We start from the raw sequence: 23,157 nt of genomic DNA, 5'->3' as shown, positions 1-23,157 counted from the left end.
CTTTGAAACCGGAGTAAGTAAGTTTTTTAGCATTAAAACTTAACTCTTTGGGCGGGCAAGATGCCCACCCCACAAGAAGTTTTCAGAAAAAGTATCCACAATAAATTCACTCTTTGTGGAACAGGCCGGAAAGCCTGTTGCTGACGCACTTTGAAACCGGAGTAAGTAAGTTTTTTAGCATTAAAACTTAACTCTTTGGGCGGGCAAGATGCCCACCCCACAAGAAGTTTTCAGAAAAACCATCCACAATAAATTCACTCTTTGTGGAACAGGCCGGAAAGCCTGTTGCTGACAATGATGCAAGATGTGAGATGAATGCTATTTACTTAGCGCCGTAATAAAACGCAACTTCTTTATCTTTCAGTGGTGCGAAGTCAGCAGCAACGAGCATTTTATCGAGCTCGTTTTGAGGCAGATGTTTGACACCGATTCGGACAATGCGCGATCGCATGGTATTTGACACGCCACTGCGCTGTCTGCCGGCTTCTAATCCCATCACTTGCTTGTAGAGGTCTAATTTTGCTTGCGGAATCGGAGTACCGTCAAAATCGATTCCAGAGGCGATCGCAACATCGATCGCATCTGCACCAGTTGTAGATTGAGCCGCTGAGTTTGTTTCTGAAGACATTGTGCAAATTAAATAAAAAGGACGATCGTCATAAAAAGTAGTTTAGTCCTAAAAGTGCCAAAGTTGAGCACCAAACTCTAGCACAGCTCAAAACAACGTAAACTCGTGAAACAAGCTAAACAGTCCGCGAATAGTTGAGGGCGCATGATTTGTTAGTTGTTGGTTATTGTTTATTCTACTCGTTCCAAGGCTCTGCCTTGGAACGTATATCAGGAGGCTCTGCCTCCAATTGATCCAAGCAGCAAACGAGGCAGAGCCTCGCTGACATCGGTTCCAAGGCTCTGCCTTGGAACCAGTTAAATCTGCATTGTTGTTATCCCAAAAATTTATATATTAATGTTCAAATAGCTCTGCTTTTTCAATGATAAACCATTCGTGGTACAATACTGCTAAGAAAAACTCTTCTCCTTTTGGTCGATCGCACACAGCCATATATCCCGATACAAACATATCATCATCAAAAGTTGTATCCTTAAGAAAAAGAGTCAGCGAGTTGCCATCCGCGCTCCAAATTGTCCGCAAAATCGTGATATTTTGGTGACGAGATGCTTCAACGGGCAATAACACCCACCGCCCCTCAATCTCGATAAATTCTGGTTCGCCGTATCTCAACTCAGACTCCCATGTCTCCGGCCCTTCGTGCTTCTCAATAATTCGATCCCAGCGCACTGTTTTAATCTTCGCTAAAGTTTCGTTTGACAAATCAGCTACTTTCATCCGATTAATGTCCTAATAAAATTAACTGGTTCCAAGGCTCTGCCTGGGAACCGATGTCAGCGATGCTCTGCATCGGAATTATTCATCTCTCTCTTGTCTCTCTCCGTGTTCTCTGCGTTCTCTGCGGTTAAATCATTCCGATATCCAATAACTAATGACTAAAATCGACATTTCCCCCACTGACAATTACCCCAACTCTCGCATTTTCAGCTTTCACAACACCTGAAAGCAAAGCTGCTGCCGCCAGCACTCCAGTCGGTTCAACAACTATCTTCATCCGTTCCCAAATAAAAAACATAGTGCTGCGAATAGCCTCTTCTGAAACTGTTGCCATATCATCAACATAATGCAGGACCAAAGGAAAGGTTAATTTCCCCAAAGATGGCGTCCGCGCACCATCAGCAATCGTATCCGGGTTAGTAACAGTTTGTAGCGTTTTCGTGCGGAACGATCGCGTCGCATCGTCTGCTTGCTGGGGTTCTACCCCGATTACTTTACACTGCGGAGACAAAGTTTTTGCGGAGATCGCGCATCCCGACAGCAAACCGCCTCCGCCGCAGCAAACCAGCAGCAAATCCAACTCCCCAACTTCTGCGATTAATTCCAGCGCCGCCGTACCTTGTCCCGCAATCACCCGCGCATCATCATAAGGAGGAATAATTGTCAAGTTCCGTTCAGCGCCAATTTTAGCGGTTAACTCTTCGCGGGAAACTTGAGTGCGATCGTACAAAATAATCTCTGCGCCGTAGCCGCGAGTCGCCTCTTGCTTGACTTTGGGCGCATCAGCAGGCATGACAACAGTAGCAGGAATTTCTAGCAACCGTGCGGCAAGGGCGATCGCCTGCGCGTGATTTCCCGAAGAAAAAGTCAGCACTCCCCGCTGTTTTTCAGCTTCAGATAGCTGCATTAAAGCATTGCAAGCACCCCGAAATTTAAACGAACCCGTGCGCTGAAAGTTCTCGCACTTGAAAAATACCTGAGAATTTGTGCGTTTGTTGAAAGTTTCCGAAGTCAGCACCGGCGTCTTGAAAGCTTTGCCCTGCAAGCGATTTGCCGCCACTTCCACATCGGCGAAACAGACTTGCAAGGGATGAGGGGCACATCCGTGGGTACTCATAGATTTTAGATTAGGGCGATCGAGGACTCTATTTGTAGGGTGGGGATTGCCCGCTTCACTCCTACCATTAAATTATAAATTTTTATTATATTTTGGGGCTAATAATTATTAGATATTGCGCTTGATTGTCAAAAAAACTGTTGACTAAAATCAAAGTTATTACAATTTACTCTCAAAAAGTAAAGTGAGGTTTGTACTTGCACAGGAGAGGGATTAATGAATACAAATTTAACCACAGCCCGATTAATTGTAGGGAAACAGCACGGCGCCGTGTCCTGATTTCCGGTAACGGGTAAAATCAACCGGATTGGATGGTCAAATTGCCCGATCGCGCGATCTACTCCAACCATCGACAACAAGGCAAAAGAGGACACCGCAATGCCGTTTCCCTACCCAAAAAAGAGCAGCTAAATTGTTTAATAATTACAAAAAAAAGGACACAGCATTGCTGTGTCCCTACTCGTATCTTGTAGGAACACGGCATTGCCGTGTCCCCACCCGTACCGCCGATATCCCGATTAGGATTCTTGCCGTTTAGAACAAGAACAATTCAGAATTACCGGAAATTCCTAAATCGACATTGACAGTTGCAAACAAACTGTTACCGCCAACCGTAGAACCGTTGCTATCGTAATACAGTTTAGTAGATGCAGACAAACTGTCGTAGATAGCCATGATTGATGGCCCGGTTAAAGTTGCTTCGAGCGCAGTTACAGAAACTGTACTGCTGTAAGCGTAGAAACTCGAACCCAAAGGCCCCGATCCGGTGGTAAATGCGGCAAAACCAGTTGTGTCGAGGTTAATTACATCATCAGCAATGCTGTAATTGGTAATTAAATCCCCGCCGTCAGCAGTAGTTCCGCTGAACACAAACACATCCAAACCAGCACCGCCGTTGAGAACATTGGTTCCCACACCACCGATTAAAGTGTCATTCCCGATACCGCCGTTGAGAGTATCGCTACCGCCACCGCCGAAGAGGCTGTCATTGCCATCGTCGCCGGAAATGCTGTCGTTACCCAAACCGCCGTCGAAAATGTCGGCACCGCTACCGCCGCTGAAGATGTCAGCAAATTCAGTACCAGTGACACTGTTAGCAGCCGCATCTCCGGTAAATAAGACAGGAGTGGTAAAGTTGTAACCGCCAGCACCAGAACCGAAATTGTTAAATGCGATCGGGAAAGTATTCCCAGCCGCAGTTAAATCAGCAACGCTGCCTGAGTTGGTAGTAGTACCAGTAGCAGAAGATGCGATTGTACCTGTAAATACAAAGTCCGCCGTTCCCAGATTGCTAGCAGCCGTACCCAAATTAGCAATCAAGGTAGAACCACCGGCTGTCGTACCGTTCGAGTCAAAATACAACACAGTCTCGTTCGACGCATTCGTAAATGCGAAGAAACCAGCAGTTGTAGAATTGCCCAAGGCTTTAGCTTGTGCAGCTTCCAAAGAGGCATAACTGCCGCCGCTGAAAATCACTAATTCTTTGCCAGTAATGTCCGGAGTTGAACCCGTCACACCGTCAAAGTTAGTCGTCGTCAAATTGCCGAATTCGCTCGCGCTAAACTGGAATTTGTCTACCCCAGAGGTAAAGTCAGTAATCGTATCGCCGCCTTCGCCTGCTGCTTTGTAAACAAAGAGATCCCCACCAGCACCGCCAGTGAGAACATCTGCACCGCTGCCGCCGCTGAAGATGTCAGCAAATTCAGTACCAGTGACACTGTTAGCAGCCGCATCTCCGGTAAATAAGACAGGAGTGGTAAAGTTGTAACCGCCAGCACCAGAACCGAAATTGTTAAATGCGATCGGGAAAGTATTCCCAGCCGCAGTTAAATCAGCAACGCTGCCTGAGTTGGTAGTAGTACCAGTAGCAGAAGATGCGATTGTACCTGTAAATACAAAGTCCGCCGTTCCCAGATTGCTAGCAGCCGTACCCAAATTAGCAATCAAGGTAGAACCACCGGCTGTCGTACCGTTCGAGTCAAAATACAACACAGTCTCGTTCGACGCATTCGTAAATGCGAAGAAACCAGCAGTTGTAGAATTGCCCAAGGCTTTAGCTTGTGCAGCTTCCAAAGAGGCATAACTGCCGCCGCTGAAAATCACTAATTCTTTGCCAGTAATGTCCGGAGTTGAACCCGTCACACCGTCAAAGTTAGTCGTCGTCAAATTGCCGAATTCGCTCGCGCTAAACTGGAATTTGTCAGTTCCCGACTTAAAGTCGGAAATTTTATCGCCACCTTCTTTAGTTGTCCTGTAAACAAAGAGATCCGCACCAGTGCCACCGCTTAGGACATCCAAACCGAGGCCGCCGGTGATGGTATCGTTGCCGTCGCCGCCCTTGAGGGTATCGTTAAAATTGCTGCCGACTATGTTGTCATCGCCTGCTAAACCATCGAAATTAACTGGGGCCGGAGAAGTGCTGAAATTCACATTGTCAGGACCAGCAGTACCGACAGGAACATTTAGTGGCGGACCGGTGAAGACAAAGTTATTGACTTGCAGGCGAATGTTCACCGAGAAACTGGTGACTATTTCAAAGCGCGCCCCAACAGCAAATACCAGCACAGAACGGCCAGTAGTGGCATCTGTAAACTGACAGAAAATAGGCGCGTCTGGGTTGCCACCCAAAGCTGCAAACCGCGCTTGCAAAGTCGCGATGCTGGTAACAGTGATATCCGCGGTGAAGTCGAGCAAATTAGCGCTGCCGATCGACCCAACAGTAGAACTAGCAGTAATCTCCAGTCGGGTCAAGCTAGAAACGGTGAGATTACCAAAAGCTGCGGTAGAAAGCTCTAAAAGATCGTCATCAACATTAAAGTCAGTAATGAAGTCAGCTTCTACAACTGTTTGAATCTCTTGGCGGGAAGTGCGGTAAATATAGCGATCTTTCCCAAGACCCCCACTCAGATTATTGGTTCCTAGACCGCCTTCGATCGAGTCATCGCCGTCATTTCCTGTTAAGGTGTCATTGCCACTACCGCCTATTACTTTGTCATTGCCGATGCCAGCTTGGATATCGTCATCGTCATCGCCGCCGTCGATATCGTCATCATCATCGCCACCTTTAACTTTATCCTTGCCCAAGCCTCCTTTTAGTGTGTTTTTGCCTTTACCGCCGTCGATATCGTCATCGTCATCGCCGCCGTCGATATCGTCATCGTCATCGCCGGCTTTAACTTTGTCCTTGCCTTTGCCTGCTTTTATTTTGTGTTTGCCTTTACCGACTTCGATATCGTCATCGTCATCGCCGCTGTCGATATCGTCATCGCCATCGCCGCCTTTAATTTTGTCCTTGCCTTTGCCGCCGATGATTTTGTCCTTGCCTTTACCGCCTGTAATGTCATCGTCACCATCGCCGCCTTCGATGTCGTTATCCAGCGTCGCAGAACCGACAATAACTTGAGCTTGTGTATTTCCAGCAAACTTAAAGACATTTTGCTCGACTTTCAAGCTAAAACGCTGGCCGGTGAGAACGTTTTTGCCGTTGCTAACTTCAAAAGCAAAACTAGCCGCACCGATAAAACCTGTTGCCGCTTTGAAACTTAACAAGCCTGCGTTAATGTCTGCTTGAGTGAAGGTAAAACCGAGTTGTGTTACGGCGACTCCCTTAAAGAATAGTTGCCCGGTTGTAGCAGCGGGTAGCTCAGTTAGCTTGAAGACTGTCTTGCTAGGACCTTGCGAGGCATCGACAAACCGCAACAAGTCAGAACTAATAATTTGCTCGCTGCCGTTGGAACCAGCAGTCAAGCTATTATTAGCTTCCACTCGCGGAGGGTTATAAATCGGGTTCGGAGTTGGAGTTGGAGTTGGAGTTGGAGTTGGAGTTGAACCGGTAACTCCCAAAAAGTCGCCAGCATCGAGAAGCGTTGCGTTGACCTTCAACAATAGCGCCAGCGTGAAGTTATTGAGCCGAATTTCGGTATTGCCACCGACTTGTATAAAGGTCAAGCTGCTAAAGTTCAAATCACCAAACAGCAGAAACTTGTCTTCGTTGTCTGCGAAGTCAGTGATGACTGAACTTGCCCCAGAGGTACTGTTACTCATGCCATAAACGTCAGATCCAGCACCGCCGACACAGGTATGGTTGCCAGTACCGCCCATCAGGGTATCGTTGCCGTCGCCGCCCATCAGCGTATCCTCGCCGTCGCCGCCGCCGACAACGCTGTCGTCGCCGCCGCCACCGTCTGCCATGTCATTGCCGTCGCCAGTAACGAGGGTATCGGTGCCCGCACCGCCCATCACGGTATCGTCACCGTCACCGCCGATCACGCTGTCGTCGCCGTCGTCGCCGCTGCAAACGTCGCTGCCGCCACCGCCGATCACGGTATCGTCGTCGTCGCCGCCGCTAACGCTGTCGTCGCCGTCGTCACCTGCACAGTTGTCGCTGCCGGCACCGCCGATCACGGTATCGTCGCCGATGCCGCCGCTAACGCTGTCGTCGCCGTCGTCGCCTGCACAGTTGTCGCTGCCGGCACCGCCGATCACGGTATCGTTATCTTTGCCGCCGTTAACGGTATCGTTGCCGTCGCCGCCGCTAACGTTGTCCTTGCCCTGATCGCCCCTGACGGTATCGTTGCCTTCGCCGCCCTCGCAATCGTCGTTGCCTTTGCCGCCGATCACGGTATCGCTGCCGGTGCCGCCGTCAACGTTATCATCTCCTTCGTTGCCGTGCACCCAGTCATCGCCGTCATCGCCTTTGCAGATGTCGTTGCCAGTACCGCCAAAAAGGCTGTCCTCGTCTTTACCGCCGTTAAGGGTGTCGTTGCCTTTGCCGCCCTTAACCTTGTCTTTATCGCGATCGCCTTTTATTTCATCGTCGTCATCGCCGCCCTCGCAATCGTCGTCACCTTTACCCCCGTAAATTTTATTTTTTTTGCCAGGGTTTCCTTTGATTTTGTCTCGGCCTTTTTTGCCGAATATCTCCTCGTTAGCGCCGGTGGCGACAATTAAGTTATCGTCATCGTTACCTAAGAGAGTCCGGCGGCGATCGATGCCGTTGCCATCATCTAAGTCATCTTTGTCGCCCGCATCTTCTTGGGGTACGGCGTTAAATTCAGCAATGTTGCTGTTATCCGCAACTTGACCGTTACCGGCGGTGCTGCCACTGTTTTCTGCGATCGCTACCTTAATTAACTCGGCTAACTCATCGTCGGAATTCTTAGGGGTATTGTTGTCGAAATCCCCGACAGGAATTTGTGTTTCATCTCGATCGGGAAAAAGTGTTCCCGATACATTCAACTGTTCTTCTTCCATTCTGGATATTTCCCAAAAACGTTTGAGCTTCTTACAATCAATTTATCAGTAAGCAGGAGGCAGCAGAAGAAAAAATTATAACTTCATGATTTCGCCTGCTAGAGGGGCTGATGTCCTCATCTTTACTATTATAGATGCCACTTAAACTGCAAGGTTTTTTTTCTCATTTGCGAGTTTTATTTTCGGCGGCCATTGCGCACCAAAATTAATCGATCCGCCATTTACACTGTAAGTGCTGCGCCGAAGCGCCTAGCATTTGAGATGTTCTCCGTAATTTCTACAGTAAGCTGCGCCGAAGTGCTCTTGATTGTAGATTTTCTACGTAATTTCTACAGTGAATTAGCTGAATTTAAACTCGCAACTTACAACTCCCCAAAACCTTTATCCCCACAATTTTACCCTTGCTTTTCTTGCGATTGAGCCTGGGTGCATTGAATTTTTGTAACACTCCCAGCTCGGACAAATCCTTCCCTGACTTAGGATTTGAGCTTCTTTACTAAACGACTGCACCCTCCTAACTTTAGTTCCCGATGACTAATTAGAAATTTAGATTATTCGCGCGGGCAAATATTGGTTTTAATTTTCAGTCGCAGAATTATCTCTCGATTTGACCGAGGCGAGCAAACTGAAATATTATTTATTTTGATATATAAAAATAGCTGTGCAAAAATCTATTTATCTCAAGACAGATTGTAATATTCAGAAACAAACAGGAATAAACGCAGGAGTTATTTTTGGTTAAAGTTGTAAGTTCGATCGGCATTTTGAGCGGGAAGGACGCAGGGCGAGCCTGAGAAACCCAGTTGTTTTATAGAGGTTTCGCTGCCAAATCAAATATTTCTCCGAGAAACCAGCTTGATGAGGCTTAGTCCTCTAGATGATAAAAATGATTGTTGCTTGAGAGGACAGGAATAATTTGATAGCGGTTGTATTGTTGAGAATTCTTTGCTCCTTAATTTTCTTTTTCCTGCTTAACTTTAACTAGATTAAGACAGTTAAATAAAAAAACTAATAACATAAAAGTGGTAAATTAGCAATGCTCGATTAGCAATTATCGAGGGTCAACTATCGATTACGGATCGCCACAGAGGCCTTACGGATGAGGGTGGAGGGCTTACGGATGAGGAGCCAGGGCTGACCAATTAATTAATTGACACAAAATCAAGATTTCAGATGGGGGGTTGGTGGTAGAGGATAAGCGCTAAGGACCGATCGACATATCGAAAAAAAAAAAAAATACTCAACTTTGCCTCCGATATTGCCCTGAAACCGGTTGGCGAGAGCCGAAGTAATTTTAATAAGAACTAGAGATCCGCCTGGTAAAGTGCTTCCAATTTAACTTTACTCAGCAATGAGAAACTCAAGTTCGCGACGAATCTAAAGGGGTCTGCGGTAGAGGTGCAAAATGTTAAAGATAGCAAGATTCGAGAAATTTCGGCTTTCACTGAGCCACAGGGCAATAAAAACTAATAAACTGTTATTAAAGTACAACTTTTATAGCCTCAAAGTGTTTGAACAAATATATTTGACCCCAGCGTTCGCCCGATCGGGGGAAGCGCATTCAGAAACTTTGATTGAAAGAGTAAAAATTATTTTGCCGATCGCTATTGCTAGCCGCAACAACGCAGGCAAATTCATAATTAAGGCGGGAGGGCGCTAAAGCGGTGAGCCAGGAATTTCAACTCTCAGTCACCCCAGTTGGGGACGACGAATATTTAGTGCGGACAGAAAGGGTTGCACCCGGTGTACCCTTAGCAGAAGAACAAGTCCGCTGGCCAATCGACGAATGGCTGGCACTGTCTGCTCAACTGATGAACGACCCGCTGGTGGGCTTGCTCCAAGGAAAAGCATTACAGGGAACCAGTTTGGCTGGTCGCGGAATCTCGCGCTCGGGAAACAACTCAGGGCCGAATTTAGTAGCTCTCGGGCAACAATTATACAGCGGGCTGTTTCAAGGAAACTTGCGCGATAGCTGGACTTGCGCTCAAGGCATCGCCCAGCACCGCCGAGAAGTGCTGCAACTGCGGCTCGGACTCAAAGGCCGGCACTTGCCGCGGCTGCCGTGGGAAGTTCTGCACGCCGGCGATCGCCCTTTGGCAACCGGCACCGATGTCGTGTTTTCCCGCTACCAACCAGGTACAAGTTTGTTCAAACAAACCCGGATACTGCCCAGTAGCGGGCCGCTAAAAATTTTAATGGCGATCGCCTCTCCGAGCGATCGAGACAGCTTGCAGCTCAAGCGAGAAGTGCTCCACTTGCAACAAGAACTCCAAAACCGCACTGCTAACCCTCTCAAAAACAGCCCCCACTCCCCAGAAATTCAACTGACTATTCTCGAACAGCCCGATCGAGAACAACTTACCCAAGCCCTAGAACAAGGACAGTACCAAGTCCTGCACTACGCAGGCCACAGCAACTTAGGTTCCAGAGGTGGGGAACTCTACCTAGTCAGCAGCCGCACCGGCTTAACCGAAACCTTGAGTGGCGACGACTTAGCTGGATTGCTCGTTAACAACGGTATTCAGATGGCCGTGTTCAACTCCTGCCGCGGCGCCTACGGCGACCCCTCAAACCTCGCGGACGACAGCCCTGAACGCAACTTAACCGAAGCTCTAGTCAAGCGCGGCATTCCGGCAGTGCTAGCAATGGCAGAAAGCATCCCCGACGATGTAGCCCTAACTCTCACGCGGCTGTTTTACCGCAACCTCAATCAAGGCTATCCAGTCGATCTCAGCCTGAGTCGAGCTAGAGCCGGGCTAATTTCTGCCTACGGTTCTCACCAGTTATACTGGGCTTTGCCCATTCTCTACCAGCACCCGGACTTTGACGGCTATCTGACCGGCGCCCCAGCCCAAGGCGCGGCATCCGGGTCTCGGGTGCCAATAATCGCGTCGGGAACGCAGCAGGCTCTCGCGGGTACAGAATGGAATGCGCCACCTTCGCTCTCGGCGATCGCCCAATACCCCGCAATGCCAGCCAATAGATCGCATGATTCAGACAGTTCTGACGGCGAAGTCTGGGAATATTTTCCTGACCCATTAAAACAGAACAGGGATTGGGTTCACCAGAACGATCGACACGAGGCTGCTAATTCACCGAACTCACAGACGGCTTCGCCGTCCTCTATTCATAATCCTGACTCTTCGGTTATGCAAGCAATTTCCCCTGCGGCACCGGCTCAGAAACCGTTAAAAAAACCGGGATTGAAAAAATCTGTGGCCCTGATGCTTTGCTTGTTGCCGGTTGCTTTGAGTGCTGGCTTTTTTGGGTGGCGGTACTCGCACCAGCGAGGTACGAAACCAGAAGAGTTACTGCCGGCGGTACGGACTCCCCTGTCGCAAAATTACCTGCAAGAACGCCACTAAAAGCAACAACCTCTGTCAGTGCTGAGTTTGGGCCCGCTTGCCATAACTCCAAACTGGCGGAGGTTGTTGCTGGCAATTGGCGATCGGCTGTCGCTGGAAAAGTTATCAAAAGTATGCTGCTCGATCGAATATCGGACTTACGCCGATCGAACTGGTTTCTACCCAACATCAGAAGCTAGGCAACCTGCACATCTAAAAAGAAAATGGGTTTCTCGTCGGTAGAGTAAGTCCGGGACTACTTAATATAGAATTCGTCAGTCGATTTGAGATTTTAGACTTCGGCATGAGCGCTCAGTCGAACGATTTGAGATTTTAGATTTACTCCACAGATAAATCTGGGATCTTGAACAAGAGTCTAAAATTTTGATCTCTCCACAACAGGAGTCGGTGACTTGTATCCGTTTTTGGGCGGGCTGATTCGGCAGCCTGAGCATTCGTCATTCGGTACAAGACAATAAAAGCAAGAGTTGCAACAATTAAAAACGTCCTCACCGTCAGGGCGGTTACTATATTTCACAATAAGTAATTGTGGAAGCGGTGGTGAGTTTGACCTGCCCCTAAAGCTTGCGCATAAATTTTGAGAGTCTGGCAGTTTGCCGGCTACGAGTGGAAACCAGTAGATTTACACCGAAACTCCATGCCGGGAACTGCTGATAATTTGTAGTGCATGAAACATTTAAGCTGTTGTGCATTTAACTCGGTCTTTTTCAATTCCCCTGTGGAAAGAACCTCAAATTCTCTGGCTTGGGGCCGGAGGAGGAAGATTTTCCCGAGTTCCCCCTGAAAATCTACTGATTCGCGGCGAAGCGTTAAGATTCGCGAAGCAATCTCGCCCGATCAAAACTATTCCCCTCCTAGTGGCTGCGTGATGTTTATGCCGCCGCGCCCATTGAGCCGGGTTTTAGGTTAAACCCGTTCAACGAACAGGTGAAATTTCCTTCAATTTTTACCTGATTGCCTTCCCCAGACTGCTTTCTGTGCAAGTTATATGCCGAACACCTTAATAGAAGATTGCTCGTTGGTATTTGGGGTTGTGAGGGGATTTGCCGCCAGAAAAACAGGGTTTATACCTTTTTAGATTTTAGATTTTAGATTTGAGATTGAAGAATTGGGAATGACTTATTCCATAAGGGTTTGGAGCTTGCCTACAGTTGGATTCTTTTTGTAAACTGGTTTTGGAAGTAGCTGGCAGCGGCATGGAGAACAAGTGCTGCCTCGCCTTGTTGAGGTAAAAGTTAACCCCGCGCAGGTAACTGCTTTCGGCAGATTTGCAGCGGCCGCGCTCTAGGTATTTCGATTCATGGCTGTCTTGTTTTTACCTTGACCGCAGACACGATCGGAGATTGGTGAATGCAGGGAACAGACTTTACTGTAAAAAAGTAAAGCATTTAATTTGCGACAATAATTCCCTGCCCGATCGCTCCGAGGCTTACGCAAGCATTTGAGCCGCGAGGAGCAAATTGATCGCCCTTCGAGCATCCTTAGTTGCACCCCCGGTCTTGAGGTCGCAGAAATTTATCCAGAATCTTAATATTCAGAATTCTTAGTATTGACAGTGAAACAAAGTTAATCTAATGTGTTGTAATTGATATAAGTAAAGTCCCATAAGCGAGGTACGGTCAATGGCAGAAACAGCTACAGCACCCTTAACAGGAAAAGGTCTGCTTCAAAAAATCAAAGGCAGCGATTTGCCGCGCAGAGAACTTGCAAAGCTTTGCGGCTACTTCACGGTCAGCAAAAGTGGAGAAACCCGGATTAATCTGGCTGAGTTTTACGATGCAGTGTTAGCTGCTAAGGGCATTGAGCTAGAGAAGTCGAAAGCAGACGGACGCGGGCGAGAAGCGAGTTATCGAGCTAGCGTTCACAAGAATGGTTCGATCGTGATCGGGGCAAATTATACCCAAGAAATGGGATTAAAGCCGGGAGACGAGTTTGAAATTAAACTCGGATACAAGCACATTCGCTTGATTCAGATCGATGTGGACAGACCGGATGTGGAATTGGATGATGAAGAGGAGGATACAGAAGAATAGAGGCGATCGCGATGCAGTCAGCCGATAGCAAGGCGACTGGATTTGGCTTCGCTACACGAGTATTTGCGCGCCACCCTTCGATTTAACTGATGAGCTGTCTTGACTATTTCTATTTTCTCTTGTCCCGCAAAGACTACAGTGCCTCTGAACTTCGCAAAAAGGGGCAAGAGAAAGGTTTTGGCAATGAGGAAATATTGGAGGCGATCGCGCAAATTCAAGACCGCGGCTATCAGTCTGACACTCGCTTGGTGGCAAACTCGATCGCGTCTGCTGCAGGCAAATACGGGAAATCGGCCATCAAGCGCAAGTGCCTGCAAAAAGGAATTACCAGCGATTTGTTCGAGCAAGTCTGGGAAGAAGAAATTGCCGAAAATCAGGACTCCGAAGCAGAAAAGCTGGCCGAATTAAAAGCCAAAGTCATGCGGAAATACAAGCTCGATACTTTGGGTAAAGCAGATCCGAAAACCAAGGGCAAAGTCTTGAATTACCTGCAATACAGGGGCTTTAATGCCTTTGAAATGTGGCGGCAGTGGCAGGCGGAAGAAGAAGATGAGTAAGTTATAGGACAACCCTCGATCGATGCGGCCCCCAGATAGTCAAGCACAACTGCACTGCTGCCTGGGGGCTAAATTGTGAGTTCTGAGTTTTTGTAACTGTATGTCAATCCTCAGACTTGACTAAATAAGATTCGTACATCTGCCGGTGTCTGGCTAAAAGCTGGAGATATTTCTCGTTGATTTTAGCCAGCATCCATTTCTCTTGAAAAATGGCGGCGGATTCTGCTTTCACCGGATCTGCTTGTAGCGGCAAAATATCTTTTCGAGCTGCGCTTTGCTCTGAAACAGACTTCAGCTTTTGAGGGTTTTGCTGGTATTTTTGGCCGCTTTTGTGGTTGGCGTAGCGACGCGATCGAGTGTAGCCCATCTGCAAGAACTTGCGAGCCATGTCGGCTCCAACAAAATCTTCGCGATCGAGATACTCTAAAAACAAGGAGTAAATTTTGCTGCTGGACTCCCTGGCAATTTCAGGAGTCTTAAATCTCCAGAAAGGCAGAATTTCTCCTTTGTAGGGTTCCACCAACAGCACTCCCTGTTCTCCTTTCCCTACCCGATAAAGTTCCGGGTGCTGTCGAAAGTCGATGTTCTTAAAATCTAAAGAGTAGTCGAACTGCTTCATTGGGCATTTTCTGTTCTATCTGGAACTATAGAAGCCCGGGGTTTACCTTTGTCTGGTTGAGTATAAACCCCAGCCCAAGCAATCAAGACAGCTTGAAAAGGCAGCCTGAACCAATACAGTAATTGGTTGTGGGGAATCCCTTCTATCGGAATGTTGTTGACGGCTTGATTGATATTAGCTGGAAACACGGCAATAAACAAGGCAATTAATCCCCACGCAGCCGCCCTGCTGACAGGAGGAACTAACAGCCCAATTCCTCCCAAAATCTCGAAAAAACCGCTGATATAAACCAAGGCTTCCGGGTAAGGAAGCTGGGGCGGCACGATTCTGATAAAAGGTGCGGGCACTGCAAAGTGCAGCACGCCTACAATACTGATAGCTACTGCGAGGATAACTCGCCAAATTTCTTTTTGACTTTTCATGGGCAATCGGTAATTAATAATTGTTAACTTGGTGCGAGAATGCTTGCACAAAATCGCTATCTGCGATCGAGATGACAAGAAAAGTGATGCACAAAAATTCAAGCCTTCCGAGTTTTTATACTCAAACCGATGGCTGTAACGATTTTATTTCGTAGAAAAACCAGGTTTCTGGGTAAGTCCCAGACAAGTTTTCGCAGCCCCAAACTTGAGGAAGCGAGGTCTCGAATCGAAGGCCTGCGCGTTGAGTGCCGAAAACAGATAGCACGCGTTTTGATAACAAGATTTTAATGTCTAGTTCCCCGCTGCTGCCTCTATCTTCGGGTAGTAAAATCTGATTTTTATTCCGGCTCTGGCTCCGTCAGCAGCCAAACCAGGGGGATTTTCTCGATCGACAAATGCGCTTGGACTTAACATTAAACTATCGAGGGAATTGATGAGTGCGATTGCTGCTAAATTTGACCTTGACTTGCAGGCGATTCCCTACCCTTCGGGAACCCCTGCGGGAAGATAGCTTCGCTCGCGCGTACCTTGATTAGACTAATTAATGCGAGTAATTTGTCAAAAAATTTTAGAATTATTTAATATTTTTACTTTAAGAATTATGTTTAGAAGCAATTCGGGAACGCTCTGTAATTAAAATTACCGTCTCAATTTTGGGTTTTGTCAACTTCCCAAAGATGTTACAATGGATCAAATTATCGAATTTGCTAAAAAGTCGATCGCCGTAGCAACTCCCAAATCATCCTGCTGGAATTCAAGATTATCACCAACGGCAGGAACTTTTTAGCCACCACATTATTCAAAAAGATTGAGCCTCCCAGCGCTGTGTCATTTTTATCTACACGCAAGCAATTACCGACGACCATGAATACCTCACTTAACAACTCTAAATTTCGCCTCAACCGGATGCTGCGCCAATCGCTGTTTGCAGGAATCATTTCCGCAGCAGCTTTGGCTAGCGGAGGGGCACCCGGTTTGTACGGACAATCCCCAAACCTCGTTTTCGGAGCCACAGCCCAAGCTCAAGAGATTAGCAACGAGGAAATTACTAGCTACGCTCGCGCTGTGTTGGCAATAGAACCCAGACGGGTGGAAGCTTATAACGAAATTAAAGGAATGGCTGGGGGATCGGTTCCCAGAGTAGTGTGCAACGAAACTCAGGAAATTAATAGGTTGTCTGGAAGTGTTCGCGGCATCGCGGTGAATTACTGCCAACAAGCTAAAAAAGTTATCGAAACCAATGGTTTGACAGTTAGTCGCTTCAACCAGCTTACTTTGCTCCAGCAAGCGAATCCGGCAGTCAAACAGCGAATTCAAGCCGAGCTCCTGCGACTGCAACAAGCGGGCAATCAATAAGCTTGAGGGTTTGAGTCTTTCTTCCTCTCCCGTTCTATTAGACTTCTCCATAAAAGCTTGTTAAGGGCAGGCAGGATGCCTAAGCCCTAATCCCCACAACAATTATTGGAGATTTAAATTGTTCGAGTTACTAGACGGTATGCATAAAATTTTGAAAAAAGGGCGATCGTCTGCGATAAATTACTTGACAAAATAACATAAATGTGGTAATTAAGCCATAACGGGAGCGGTTCAGAGAGATGAATATTTTTCAACTTGCTGTAAATCGCAATGAGATATAGCCATCGCCAACACGATTAAGACCTTATTAATTTCTCAAACAGGAGCTGAAGATTAGAACTTCGGTCTTCCTTATTCCTTGGGCTATAAAAAAGATATTCCTCAAAAACTCAATGTCAAGTGAATTGCTCTGAGGAATAGAATATAAAAATGCTAACTTTCACAAAACATTTGCCTGCAAATCCCGATGCTATTGTCAGCTTTACTTTACCAATGACAGCCGACGATCGCACTCGCAGCCGCCACCGATTCGAGACAGAGACTGGTGAAAAGCTGCACCTGAGTTTGCCCAGAGGTACGGTACTGCGCGATCGAGATTTATTGCAGTCGGAAGACGGTAGCTGTTTGGTACTGGTAAGTGCAAAAGCCGAACTGGTGCTGACAGCCCGGGCATCAAGTCCGCTGCTACTGATGCGGGCGGCTTATCATTTAGGCAACCGCCACGTAGCTTTAGAAATTGCCGATAATTATTTAAGACTTTCTCCCGACTCTGTGTTGCAGGGAATGCTCGAAAAAATGGGTTTGGAAGTAACAGAGGAAATTGTGCCGTTTCAGCCGGAAATGGGCGCTTATGGACACAGCCATTAGATTTTAGATTTTAGATTTTAGATTTTAGATTTACTCCCACCGATGAATCCGAGGGCTTATAACTAAATTGCTTTCGGTCATTCAAGAAGCAAGAAGTCAACAGTCAACAGTCAACAGTCAACAGTGAACAATCAACTTTTATTTTTGTTGCAGCTAGCTTTTGCACCTGTGGGAGCTTATAGTTATTCTGAGGGAATCGAAAGTCTGGTAGAAACCGGTGCGATCGACAGCGAGATTACTTTGAGGAATTGGTTAGAAAATTCGCTGCAATTAGGGGCTGTTCGAGTAGAAGCCGCTGTGGTGGTACGGGCTTTGAGGGCAGCCCAGATTGGGGATTTGACCGCTTTGAATTACTGGAATGCTTGGGCGACTGCTACTAAGGAAACAGAAGAGTTGCGCTTGCAAAGTTGGCAAATGGGGCGGACTTTGGTCAGGTTGCTGCTAGATTTGCGTGAAGCGAAGCTATCCCGCAGGGAATCGCCTGTTTCTTCTGGGTTAACAACAAGTGTAAAAGATTTGGTGGAATTTGGCGGCAATCCGTGCAATTTTGCGATCGGCTTTGGCATTGCCGCCGCCAACTGGCAGATTGAAGAGGAAGCGGCCGTGTTAGGATATTTGTACAGTTGGGCTGCAAATTTGGCGAGTGCGGGCGTGAAACTGATTCCCCTCGGTCAAACAGCCGGTCAACAGTTACTGTTAGATTTGCAGTCTCAAATTAGCTGTACGGCGCAAGAAGTTTTAAAATTAGAAGATGATGATATTGCTAGTTGCAGTTGGGGATTAGCCCTAGCTAGCATGGCGCACGAAACTCAGTACACTCGGTTGTTTCGGAGTTGAAAATGAGAAAATCTAAAATCTAAAATCTAAAATCGCTATGGGTGCTTTTCGTATAGGAATTGCTGGGCCGGTTGGTTCGGGAAAAACTGCTTTACTTGATGCTTTGTGCAAGTCGCTGCGGCAGCAGTACCAGATTGCTGTTGTTACTAATGATATCTATACTCAGGAAGATGCCCAGTTTTTGGTTCGGAGTCAAGCTTTAGAGAGCGATCGAATTTTGGGCGTAGAAACGGGAGGCTGTCCCCACACAGCCATTCGCGAAGATGCTTCCATTAACTTAGTAGCTATAGAAGAGTTAGAACACAAATTCACTGATTTAGATTTAGTGTTTGTAGAAAGTGGTGGCGACAATTTGGCTGCAACTTTTAGCCCGGAGTTAGTAGATTTGACAATTTACGTAATCGATGTCGCTGCGGGCGATAAAATTCCGCGCAAAGGCGGGCCAGGAATTACTAAATCAGATTTATTAGTAATTAATAAAACAGACCTCGCACCTTATGTAGGAGCAGATTTAGGCGTGATGGAACGGGACGCTAAAAAAATGCGAGGGGAGAAGCCTTTTGTGTTTACTAACCTGAAGACAAAGGAAGGATTAGAATCGGTAGTTAACTTTGTTAAGTTGAATATTGGTGAGAATTAGGGATTAAGCGCGCGATCGTCCATTCCCAATGCTAAAATTCCCAAAATTTTACCCAAATTGGTAAGCAAAGTTTCGGTTGTCTCAACAAAAACCGCTTGTCCTTCGAGTTTTAAGAATTTCCACCTATCTCCTGTAGTGACAGCCCCATAAATTGTGGTAATCTCATTACCTTCGCGCTCGTTGAAGATTTTAGCTGCTAGCATTTCAGCTATGCACTGTCCCAATCCAGAATTAATGTTTTCCTTTTTAGCCTCTACAATAGCAATGACTGGGGCTTTTACAATCAACAATTCTGGCGATCGACTTATCAAAAAATCACAATTCCCATTCAGCCCTCTTTCAGCATCTACAGTAAAATCAATGCCAGAAAATAAGCTCACGCGATGGTGCAAAAGTTTTCTCACTTCCATTAAAATCGGCGCGATAATCAGTTCCGAACGCGATTTTTCTGTATTGCTACCGAGAGCTACAGGCAGATTTTCTTGCAAAGTTTCGGTCAGTAATCTGCTGTACTCTAACTCTGGTGCAGGAGTGAAGATTTCGACTATTTCAGAATAAGCTAAGTCAAAGGTTTTCAAAACTCTGTCTAAATTAAAGTCACTGTATGCCATTTGACTTTCTCCTGGTTACAAATTCTCAAGCGCCTATTTACTTTAACACTCCCTACCGCACCACCAATTCCCTAACCAAATTAGCCAAACGTTCTGTACTGTCTGTCACCGCTAATTGAGCAGCAGCTTTAGACATTTTTTCCAAGTATTCGGAATCTCTTAACAAATACAACACTTTGCTTTGCAATACCTCTGCTGTCAGTTCGCTTTGACGGAATACCACAGCGGCGCCGGCTTTAGCAAATACCTCCGCATTAAATCTTTGGTGGTCGTCAGCGGCGTGAGGAAAAGGAATTAAAATAGAAGGTACCGCCGTCACTGCTAATTCTGTTAGAGCACTCGCGCCCGATCGACTAATTGCTAAATTTGCTCGCTGCAACAAACTCGCCACATTGTCGTAAAATGGCATTGACAAATATTGCTCGTGTTTCAAACTCTCAGCATCCGGGTCATTATTTCCGGTGAGGTGAACTACCCAAGCACCGGCATCAAACCAAGCCGGAGCGCACTGCCGCACTAACTGATTGATGCCGACAGCACCTTGAGAGCCGCCCATGACTAAAATTACAGGTACACTGTCAGGAATTGGCAAATTTAGAGGTTGGCGGGCGAGGAATTGCGATCGCACGGGCGTACCAGCAACCACGGTTTTCGCGCGGGGTAAATGCTGGGCTGCTGCTTCAAATCCGATCGCCACAGCAGTGCACAAAGGACTAAACCAGCGCGTCACCTTCCCCGGAATTGCATTAGATTCGTGTAGAATCACGGGCAAACCCAAAGAACGGGCCGCTAGAATTGCAGGTGCTGCGATGTAACCGCCGGTAGTAAAGACTCCCTGAAAATTTCCCGCTTTGAGCAACTTCCGCACCTGAAGGATCGAGCCGGCGAGTCCGCCCAAAATTCGCACCGTACCGAGTCCAAATCGCTGCTGAAAGCCTTCAACGGCGATCGTGTGGAGGGGGTAAAGGGATGAAACTAACTGCGTTTCCATGCGGTCTGGGACTCCCAGCCATTCGATCTGACAGTCGTTCAATTGCCCAGCGGTGGCGATCGCAGGAAATAAATGTCCACCAGTGCCGCTAGCTGCAACCAACAACCGGAGGGGGGCTTTTGTCAAGGTATTTGTTTCTTTTACAAGTACAAGTTCCACAGGTCGATCAATTTTATATTTGAGGTTTTAGATTATTATGCTTATTATTCCGGCAGTTTCAGCCAATTATCAATCAGCAATCTAAAATTAGATTGTGCCGTGTCCGTTTTTCCGTTGTCAGTTTTCGTTGCAGGTGAACTGTTGCCCGCGCCACGACTCCTGACAAATAACCAAATTATCACCTAATGCGTAATTTTTTGAATTTAGTGCCAAGTGCATCTCAGTATTTTTCCAGCAGTCGGGACGAAAAAGCCGATCGGGCGATCGTTTTTGGCTTTAACTGCGGGCAGTCGATCGCTCAAATCTTGTTATGTTTAACAGTGGTAAGTGCTGGCGTGCTGCATCCTAGTGCGGTAAGAGCGATCGGTGCGATCGCGGCGACTCCCCGAACGATCGCCCAAACCCCTGCAAATGCGCCTGCCCCACTCACAAAACTCCTAACAGAAATTGACGCAGCGGCCAACCGGCGCGATGTCAAAGCAGTTATGGCATTTTACAGCCAGAATTTCACTCATTCTGACGGCTTAAACAGCCAAAGCATGGCAAAAGCCCTCACCCAACTCTGGGCTCGATATCCGACTTTGAATTACCGCACCGAGATCAAATCTTGGAACACCGAAGGTAGCGCCATTGTCGCTGAAACCATAACTACAATTGCCGGCACTCACAAAAAGGATGGCAGAGAATTAACTCTCAAAGCTACCATCCGTTCTCAGCAGCGCTTTGAAGGTGAAAAAATAGTTAAGCAAGAGATTTTAGCCGAACAAACTCAGCTTAGTTCGGGCCAAAATCCTCCCACAATTCAAGTGAATTTTCCGGATCAAGTTAAGGTGGGTCAAGAGTACCATTTTGATGCCATTGTTAAAGAGCCGATCGGGGATGATATTTTAATAGGAACTGTTTTGGAAGAACCCATTACCGAAAAAACTTTTTTTAATCCCTCAGAAGTCGAGCTGGAGTTGCTAAATTCCGGGGGAATTTTTAAAGTAGGTAAAGCTCCGGCTACGCCCGAAAATCGGTGGGTTTCAGCAGTTTTGATGCGACAAGGCGGAATTGCAACAGTTAGTGTGCGATTGCGGGTTGTCAAGTAATAAAATAGGTGTTATGGGTTATTTGGGTAATTTATGTAGTGGCGGTTTAAGCAAAATCTCTAATACAAATGAGAGAACAAGCTAAACCTGCCTCTACAATAATTATGGTTAATTGACAAGACTTAATCTTATACCAATTAAAAACTTAGTTTTTCCCTCTTCTTTCCTCTCTCTGCGCCCTCTGCGCCCTCTGCGGTTAATACATCTTCCTTATTATTAAAAATGATTTCTATCCAAAACCAAATTGTTTTCATTACAGGTGCGAGTAGCGGTATCGGAGCAGCCTGTGCCAAGATATTTGCGAAAGGTGGAGCAAAACTAATTTTAGCAGCCCGCCGTCTTGAAAAGCTCGATCGACTGGCAAACGAACTTGTAGAAACAAAATCGATCGCGTCGGGTAACGAGATTTACTTGCTAGAATTGGACGTGCGCGATCGCCAGCAAGTCGAATCGGCGATAGCTGCGCTTCCCGATGCCTGGAAAAGTATCGATATTCTGATTAACAATGCGGGATTGAGCCGCGGTTTAGACAAACTGCACGAAGGCAGCTTTGAAGATTGGGAAGAAATGATTGATACCAATGTTAAAGGCTTGCTTTACATGACTCGCTCGATCGTGCCGGGAATGGTAAGCCGAGGCCGCGGTCACGTAGTGAATATCGGGTCAATAGCAGGCCGCCAAACTTATCCGAAAGGCAATGTTTATTGCGCTTCCAAAGCAGCAGTGAGAGCTATTTCTGAAGGGTTGAAACAAGACCTTTTGGGAACAGCAGTGCGAGTGACGGAAATAGAGCCGGGTTTGGTGGAAACAGAATTTAGCAATGTCCGGTTTCACGGCGATTCAGAAAAAGCAAAAAATGTCTATCAAGGATTGACACCTCTCACGGCCGACGATGTAGCCGATGTCGTGTATTTTTGCGCGACGCGATCGCCCCACGTCAATATTAGCGAAATCTTGCTAGTTCCGACAGACCAAGCTAGTGCAACTCTGGTTCACCGAAAAGAGTTGTGAGTTTTTAGTGGTAAGTGTCCGGATGGCGCTCGAATTCTCAGGAAGCTTAATTGGTAGATGCACCCTGATTAATTAACTCCCGACCAATTTTGGCCGGGTTTTTTTTGTCGATCGCACCCTTAGCTAAACATTCTCCAAAATTCTGCAAAAGTGTCCTGAAAGAGGTGCTGTGAGGCGGGAGATTATATTAGTAGATGCACCCTGATTAAATAACTCCCGACCAATTTAGGTCGGGTTTTTTTTGGCGATCGCACGCCCTTGCCACAAATTCTCCAAAATTCTGCAAAAGTGTCCTGAAAGAGGTGTTTTGAGGCGGGAGATTATATTAGTAGATGCACCCTGATTAATTAACTCCCGACCAATTTAGGTTTGGGGTTTTTTTTTCGGTATCCAGGGTGATTCTGAAGAAAGTTTGAGGTTGTCCGGATGGCGCTCGAATTCTCAGGAAGCTTAATTGGTAGATGCACCCTGATTAATTAACTCCCCGCCAATTTTGGTTTGGGGTTTTTTTTTTCGGTATCGAGGGTGATGCTGAATAAAGTTTGAGGTTGTCCGGATTGCCCTCGAATTCTCAGGAAGCTTAATTGGTAGATGCACCCTGATTAATTAACTCCCCACCAATTTTGGTTTGGGGTTTTTTTTTGGCGATCGCACCCCAAGCCACAAATTTTCCCAAATTTTCCCCAACTGTCCGGAACAGGTACACCTCGAACCGGAGACTAAATTAGTAGATGCACCCTGATTAATTAACTCCCGACCAATTTTGGCCGGGTTTTTTTTTGGCGATCGCACGCCCTCACCACAAATTTTCGGAAATTCTGCCAAAGTGTCCTGAAAGAGGTGCTCTCAGGCGGGAGATTAAATTAGTAGATGCACCCTGATT

General features: G+C 46.8%; 21 protein-coding genes. 11 read left to right on the top strand and 10 right to left on the bottom strand.

Translation table 11 applies throughout. The features are described 5' to 3' along the window. Positions 1–322 precede the first annotated feature (322 nt). From QUA78_RS10755 to QUA78_RS10740, 4 genes are all read right to left on the bottom strand, one after another. On the bottom strand, positions 323–628 hold the full coding sequence (locus QUA78_RS10755) for a small RNA NsiR4-regulated ssr1528 family protein (protein ID WP_333302162.1): 306 nt from the start codon (positions 626–628) through the stop codon (positions 323–325). 333 nt (positions 629–961) lie between these two features. Continuing rightward, on the bottom strand, positions 962–1,345 hold the full coding sequence (locus QUA78_RS10750; RefSeq protein WP_333302163.1) for a hypothetical protein: 384 nt from the start codon (positions 1,343–1,345) through the stop codon (positions 962–964). Between the two features lie 151 nt (positions 1,346–1,496). Continuing rightward, positions 1,497–2,462 carry a threo-3-hydroxy-L-aspartate ammonia-lyase gene (locus QUA78_RS10745; RefSeq protein ID WP_333302164.1) on the bottom strand — a complete coding sequence of 322 codons (966 nt, stop codon included), beginning with the start codon at positions 2,460–2,462 and terminating at the stop codon, positions 1,497–1,499. A 534-nt stretch (positions 2,463–2,996) separates the two neighbouring features. After that, positions 2,997–7,715 carry a cadherin-like domain-containing protein gene (locus QUA78_RS10740; RefSeq protein ID WP_333398781.1) on the bottom strand — a complete coding sequence of 1,573 codons (4,719 nt, stop codon included), beginning with the start codon at positions 7,713–7,715 and terminating at the stop codon, positions 2,997–2,999. Positions 7,716–9,240: 1,525 nt separating this feature from the next. On the opposite strand from QUA78_RS10740, the gene QUA78_RS10735 reads away from it, so the two are divergent. From QUA78_RS10735 to QUA78_RS10715, 5 genes are all read left to right on the top strand, one after another. Further along, positions 9,241–9,375, top strand: a complete 135-nt coding sequence (locus QUA78_RS10735) for a hypothetical protein (RefSeq protein ID WP_333302166.1) — start codon at positions 9,241–9,243, stop codon at positions 9,373–9,375. 4 nt (positions 9,376–9,379) lie between these two features. Further along, positions 9,380–11,080, top strand: a complete 1,701-nt coding sequence (locus tag QUA78_RS10730; RefSeq protein WP_333302167.1) for a CHAT domain-containing protein — start codon at positions 9,380–9,382, stop codon at positions 11,078–11,080. A gap of 18 nt (positions 11,081–11,098) precedes the next feature. After that, entirely contained in the window at positions 11,099–11,302 is a 204-nt protein-coding gene (locus QUA78_RS10725; RefSeq protein WP_333302168.1) for a hypothetical protein, read from the top strand. A gap of 1,400 nt (positions 11,303–12,702) precedes the next feature. Beyond that, entirely contained in the window at positions 12,703–13,113 is a 411-nt protein-coding gene (locus tag QUA78_RS10720; protein WP_015177612.1) for an AbrB family transcriptional regulator, read from the top strand. An 89-nt stretch (positions 13,114–13,202) separates the two neighbouring features. After that, positions 13,203–13,670 carry a regulatory protein RecX gene (locus tag QUA78_RS10715; RefSeq protein ID WP_172184950.1) on the top strand — a complete coding sequence of 156 codons (468 nt, stop codon included), beginning with the start codon at positions 13,203–13,205 and terminating at the stop codon, positions 13,668–13,670. A 103-nt stretch (positions 13,671–13,773) separates the two neighbouring features. Here the strand turns inward: QUA78_RS10715 and QUA78_RS10710 are convergent, their stop codons facing one another. From QUA78_RS10710 to QUA78_RS10700, 3 genes are all read right to left on the bottom strand, one after another. Then, positions 13,774–14,289: a DUF4385 domain-containing protein gene (locus QUA78_RS10710; RefSeq protein ID WP_333305749.1), complete on the bottom strand. Its 516-nt coding sequence runs from the start codon at positions 14,287–14,289 to the stop codon at positions 13,774–13,776. Continuing rightward, positions 14,286–14,711, bottom strand: coding sequence for a DoxX family protein (locus QUA78_RS10705; protein WP_333305751.1), 426 nt, complete (start codon positions 14,709–14,711; stop codon positions 14,286–14,288). Before QUA78_RS10705 ends, QUA78_RS10710 begins: the two co-directional genes overlap by 4 nt. A gap of 291 nt (positions 14,712–15,002) precedes the next feature. Continuing rightward, entirely contained in the window at positions 15,003–15,125 is a 123-nt protein-coding gene (locus tag QUA78_RS10700) for a hypothetical protein (protein WP_333305753.1), read from the bottom strand. A 450-nt stretch (positions 15,126–15,575) separates the two neighbouring features. Here QUA78_RS10700 and QUA78_RS10695 point away from each other — a divergent pair, with 450 nt between their 5' ends. The 4 genes from QUA78_RS10695 to ureG all read left to right on the top strand — a co-directional run bounded on the left by QUA78_RS10695 (position 15,576) and on the right by ureG (position 18,411). Beyond that, positions 15,576–16,067, top strand: coding sequence for a DUF4168 domain-containing protein (locus QUA78_RS10695; RefSeq protein WP_333305755.1), 492 nt, complete (start codon positions 15,576–15,578; stop codon positions 16,065–16,067). Positions 16,068–16,496: 429 nt separating this feature from the next. Beyond that, positions 16,497–16,934: an urease accessory protein UreE gene (ureE, locus tag QUA78_RS10690; protein ID WP_333305757.1), complete on the top strand. Its 438-nt coding sequence runs from the start codon at positions 16,497–16,499 to the stop codon at positions 16,932–16,934. Positions 16,935–17,057: 123 nt separating this feature from the next. Continuing rightward, positions 17,058–17,771, top strand: a complete 714-nt coding sequence (locus QUA78_RS10685) for an urease accessory protein UreF (protein WP_333305759.1) — start codon at positions 17,058–17,060, stop codon at positions 17,769–17,771. Positions 17,772–17,808: 37 nt separating this feature from the next. Further along, entirely contained in the window at positions 17,809–18,411 is a 603-nt protein-coding gene (gene ureG / locus QUA78_RS10680) for an urease accessory protein UreG (protein WP_333305761.1), read from the top strand. On the opposite strand, the gene QUA78_RS10675 is transcribed toward ureG, so the two are convergent. Both QUA78_RS10675 and murG read right to left on the bottom strand, forming a co-directional pair. Then, entirely contained in the window at positions 18,408–19,022 is a 615-nt protein-coding gene (locus QUA78_RS10675) for a hypothetical protein (RefSeq protein ID WP_333109250.1), read from the bottom strand. The genes ureG and QUA78_RS10675 overlap by 4 nt on opposite strands. 52 nt (positions 19,023–19,074) lie before the next feature. Next, complete coding sequence (murG, locus tag QUA78_RS10670) at positions 19,075–20,139, bottom strand: undecaprenyldiphospho-muramoylpentapeptide beta-N-acetylglucosaminyltransferase (protein ID WP_333305769.1); 1,065 nt, start codon at positions 20,137–20,139, stop codon at positions 19,075–19,077. A 218-nt stretch (positions 20,140–20,357) separates the two neighbouring features. On the opposite strand from murG, the gene QUA78_RS10665 reads away from it, so the two are divergent. Continuing rightward, positions 20,358–21,263 carry a nuclear transport factor 2 family protein gene (locus QUA78_RS10665; RefSeq protein WP_333305763.1) on the top strand — a complete coding sequence of 302 codons (906 nt, stop codon included), beginning with the start codon at positions 20,358–20,360 and terminating at the stop codon, positions 21,261–21,263. A 222-nt stretch (positions 21,264–21,485) separates the two neighbouring features. Further along, positions 21,486–22,274, top strand: a complete 789-nt coding sequence (locus tag QUA78_RS10660; RefSeq protein ID WP_333305765.1) for an SDR family oxidoreductase — start codon at positions 21,486–21,488, stop codon at positions 22,272–22,274. Positions 22,275–22,880: 606 nt separating this feature from the next. Here QUA78_RS10660 and QUA78_RS10655 read toward each other — a convergent pair. Further along, positions 22,881–23,099, bottom strand: a complete 219-nt coding sequence (locus tag QUA78_RS10655; RefSeq protein WP_333305767.1) for a hypothetical protein — start codon at positions 23,097–23,099, stop codon at positions 22,881–22,883. Positions 23,100–23,157: the final 58 nt, after the last annotated feature.

Source organism: Microcoleus sp. K4-B3 (assembly GCF_036704615.1).
Taxonomy (GTDB): Bacteria; Cyanobacteriota; Cyanobacteriia; order Cyanobacteriales; family Microcoleaceae; genus Microcoleus.
The sequence above is the reverse complement of the archived record's forward strand: the minus strand, read 5'-3'. Positions and strand labels throughout refer to the sequence as shown.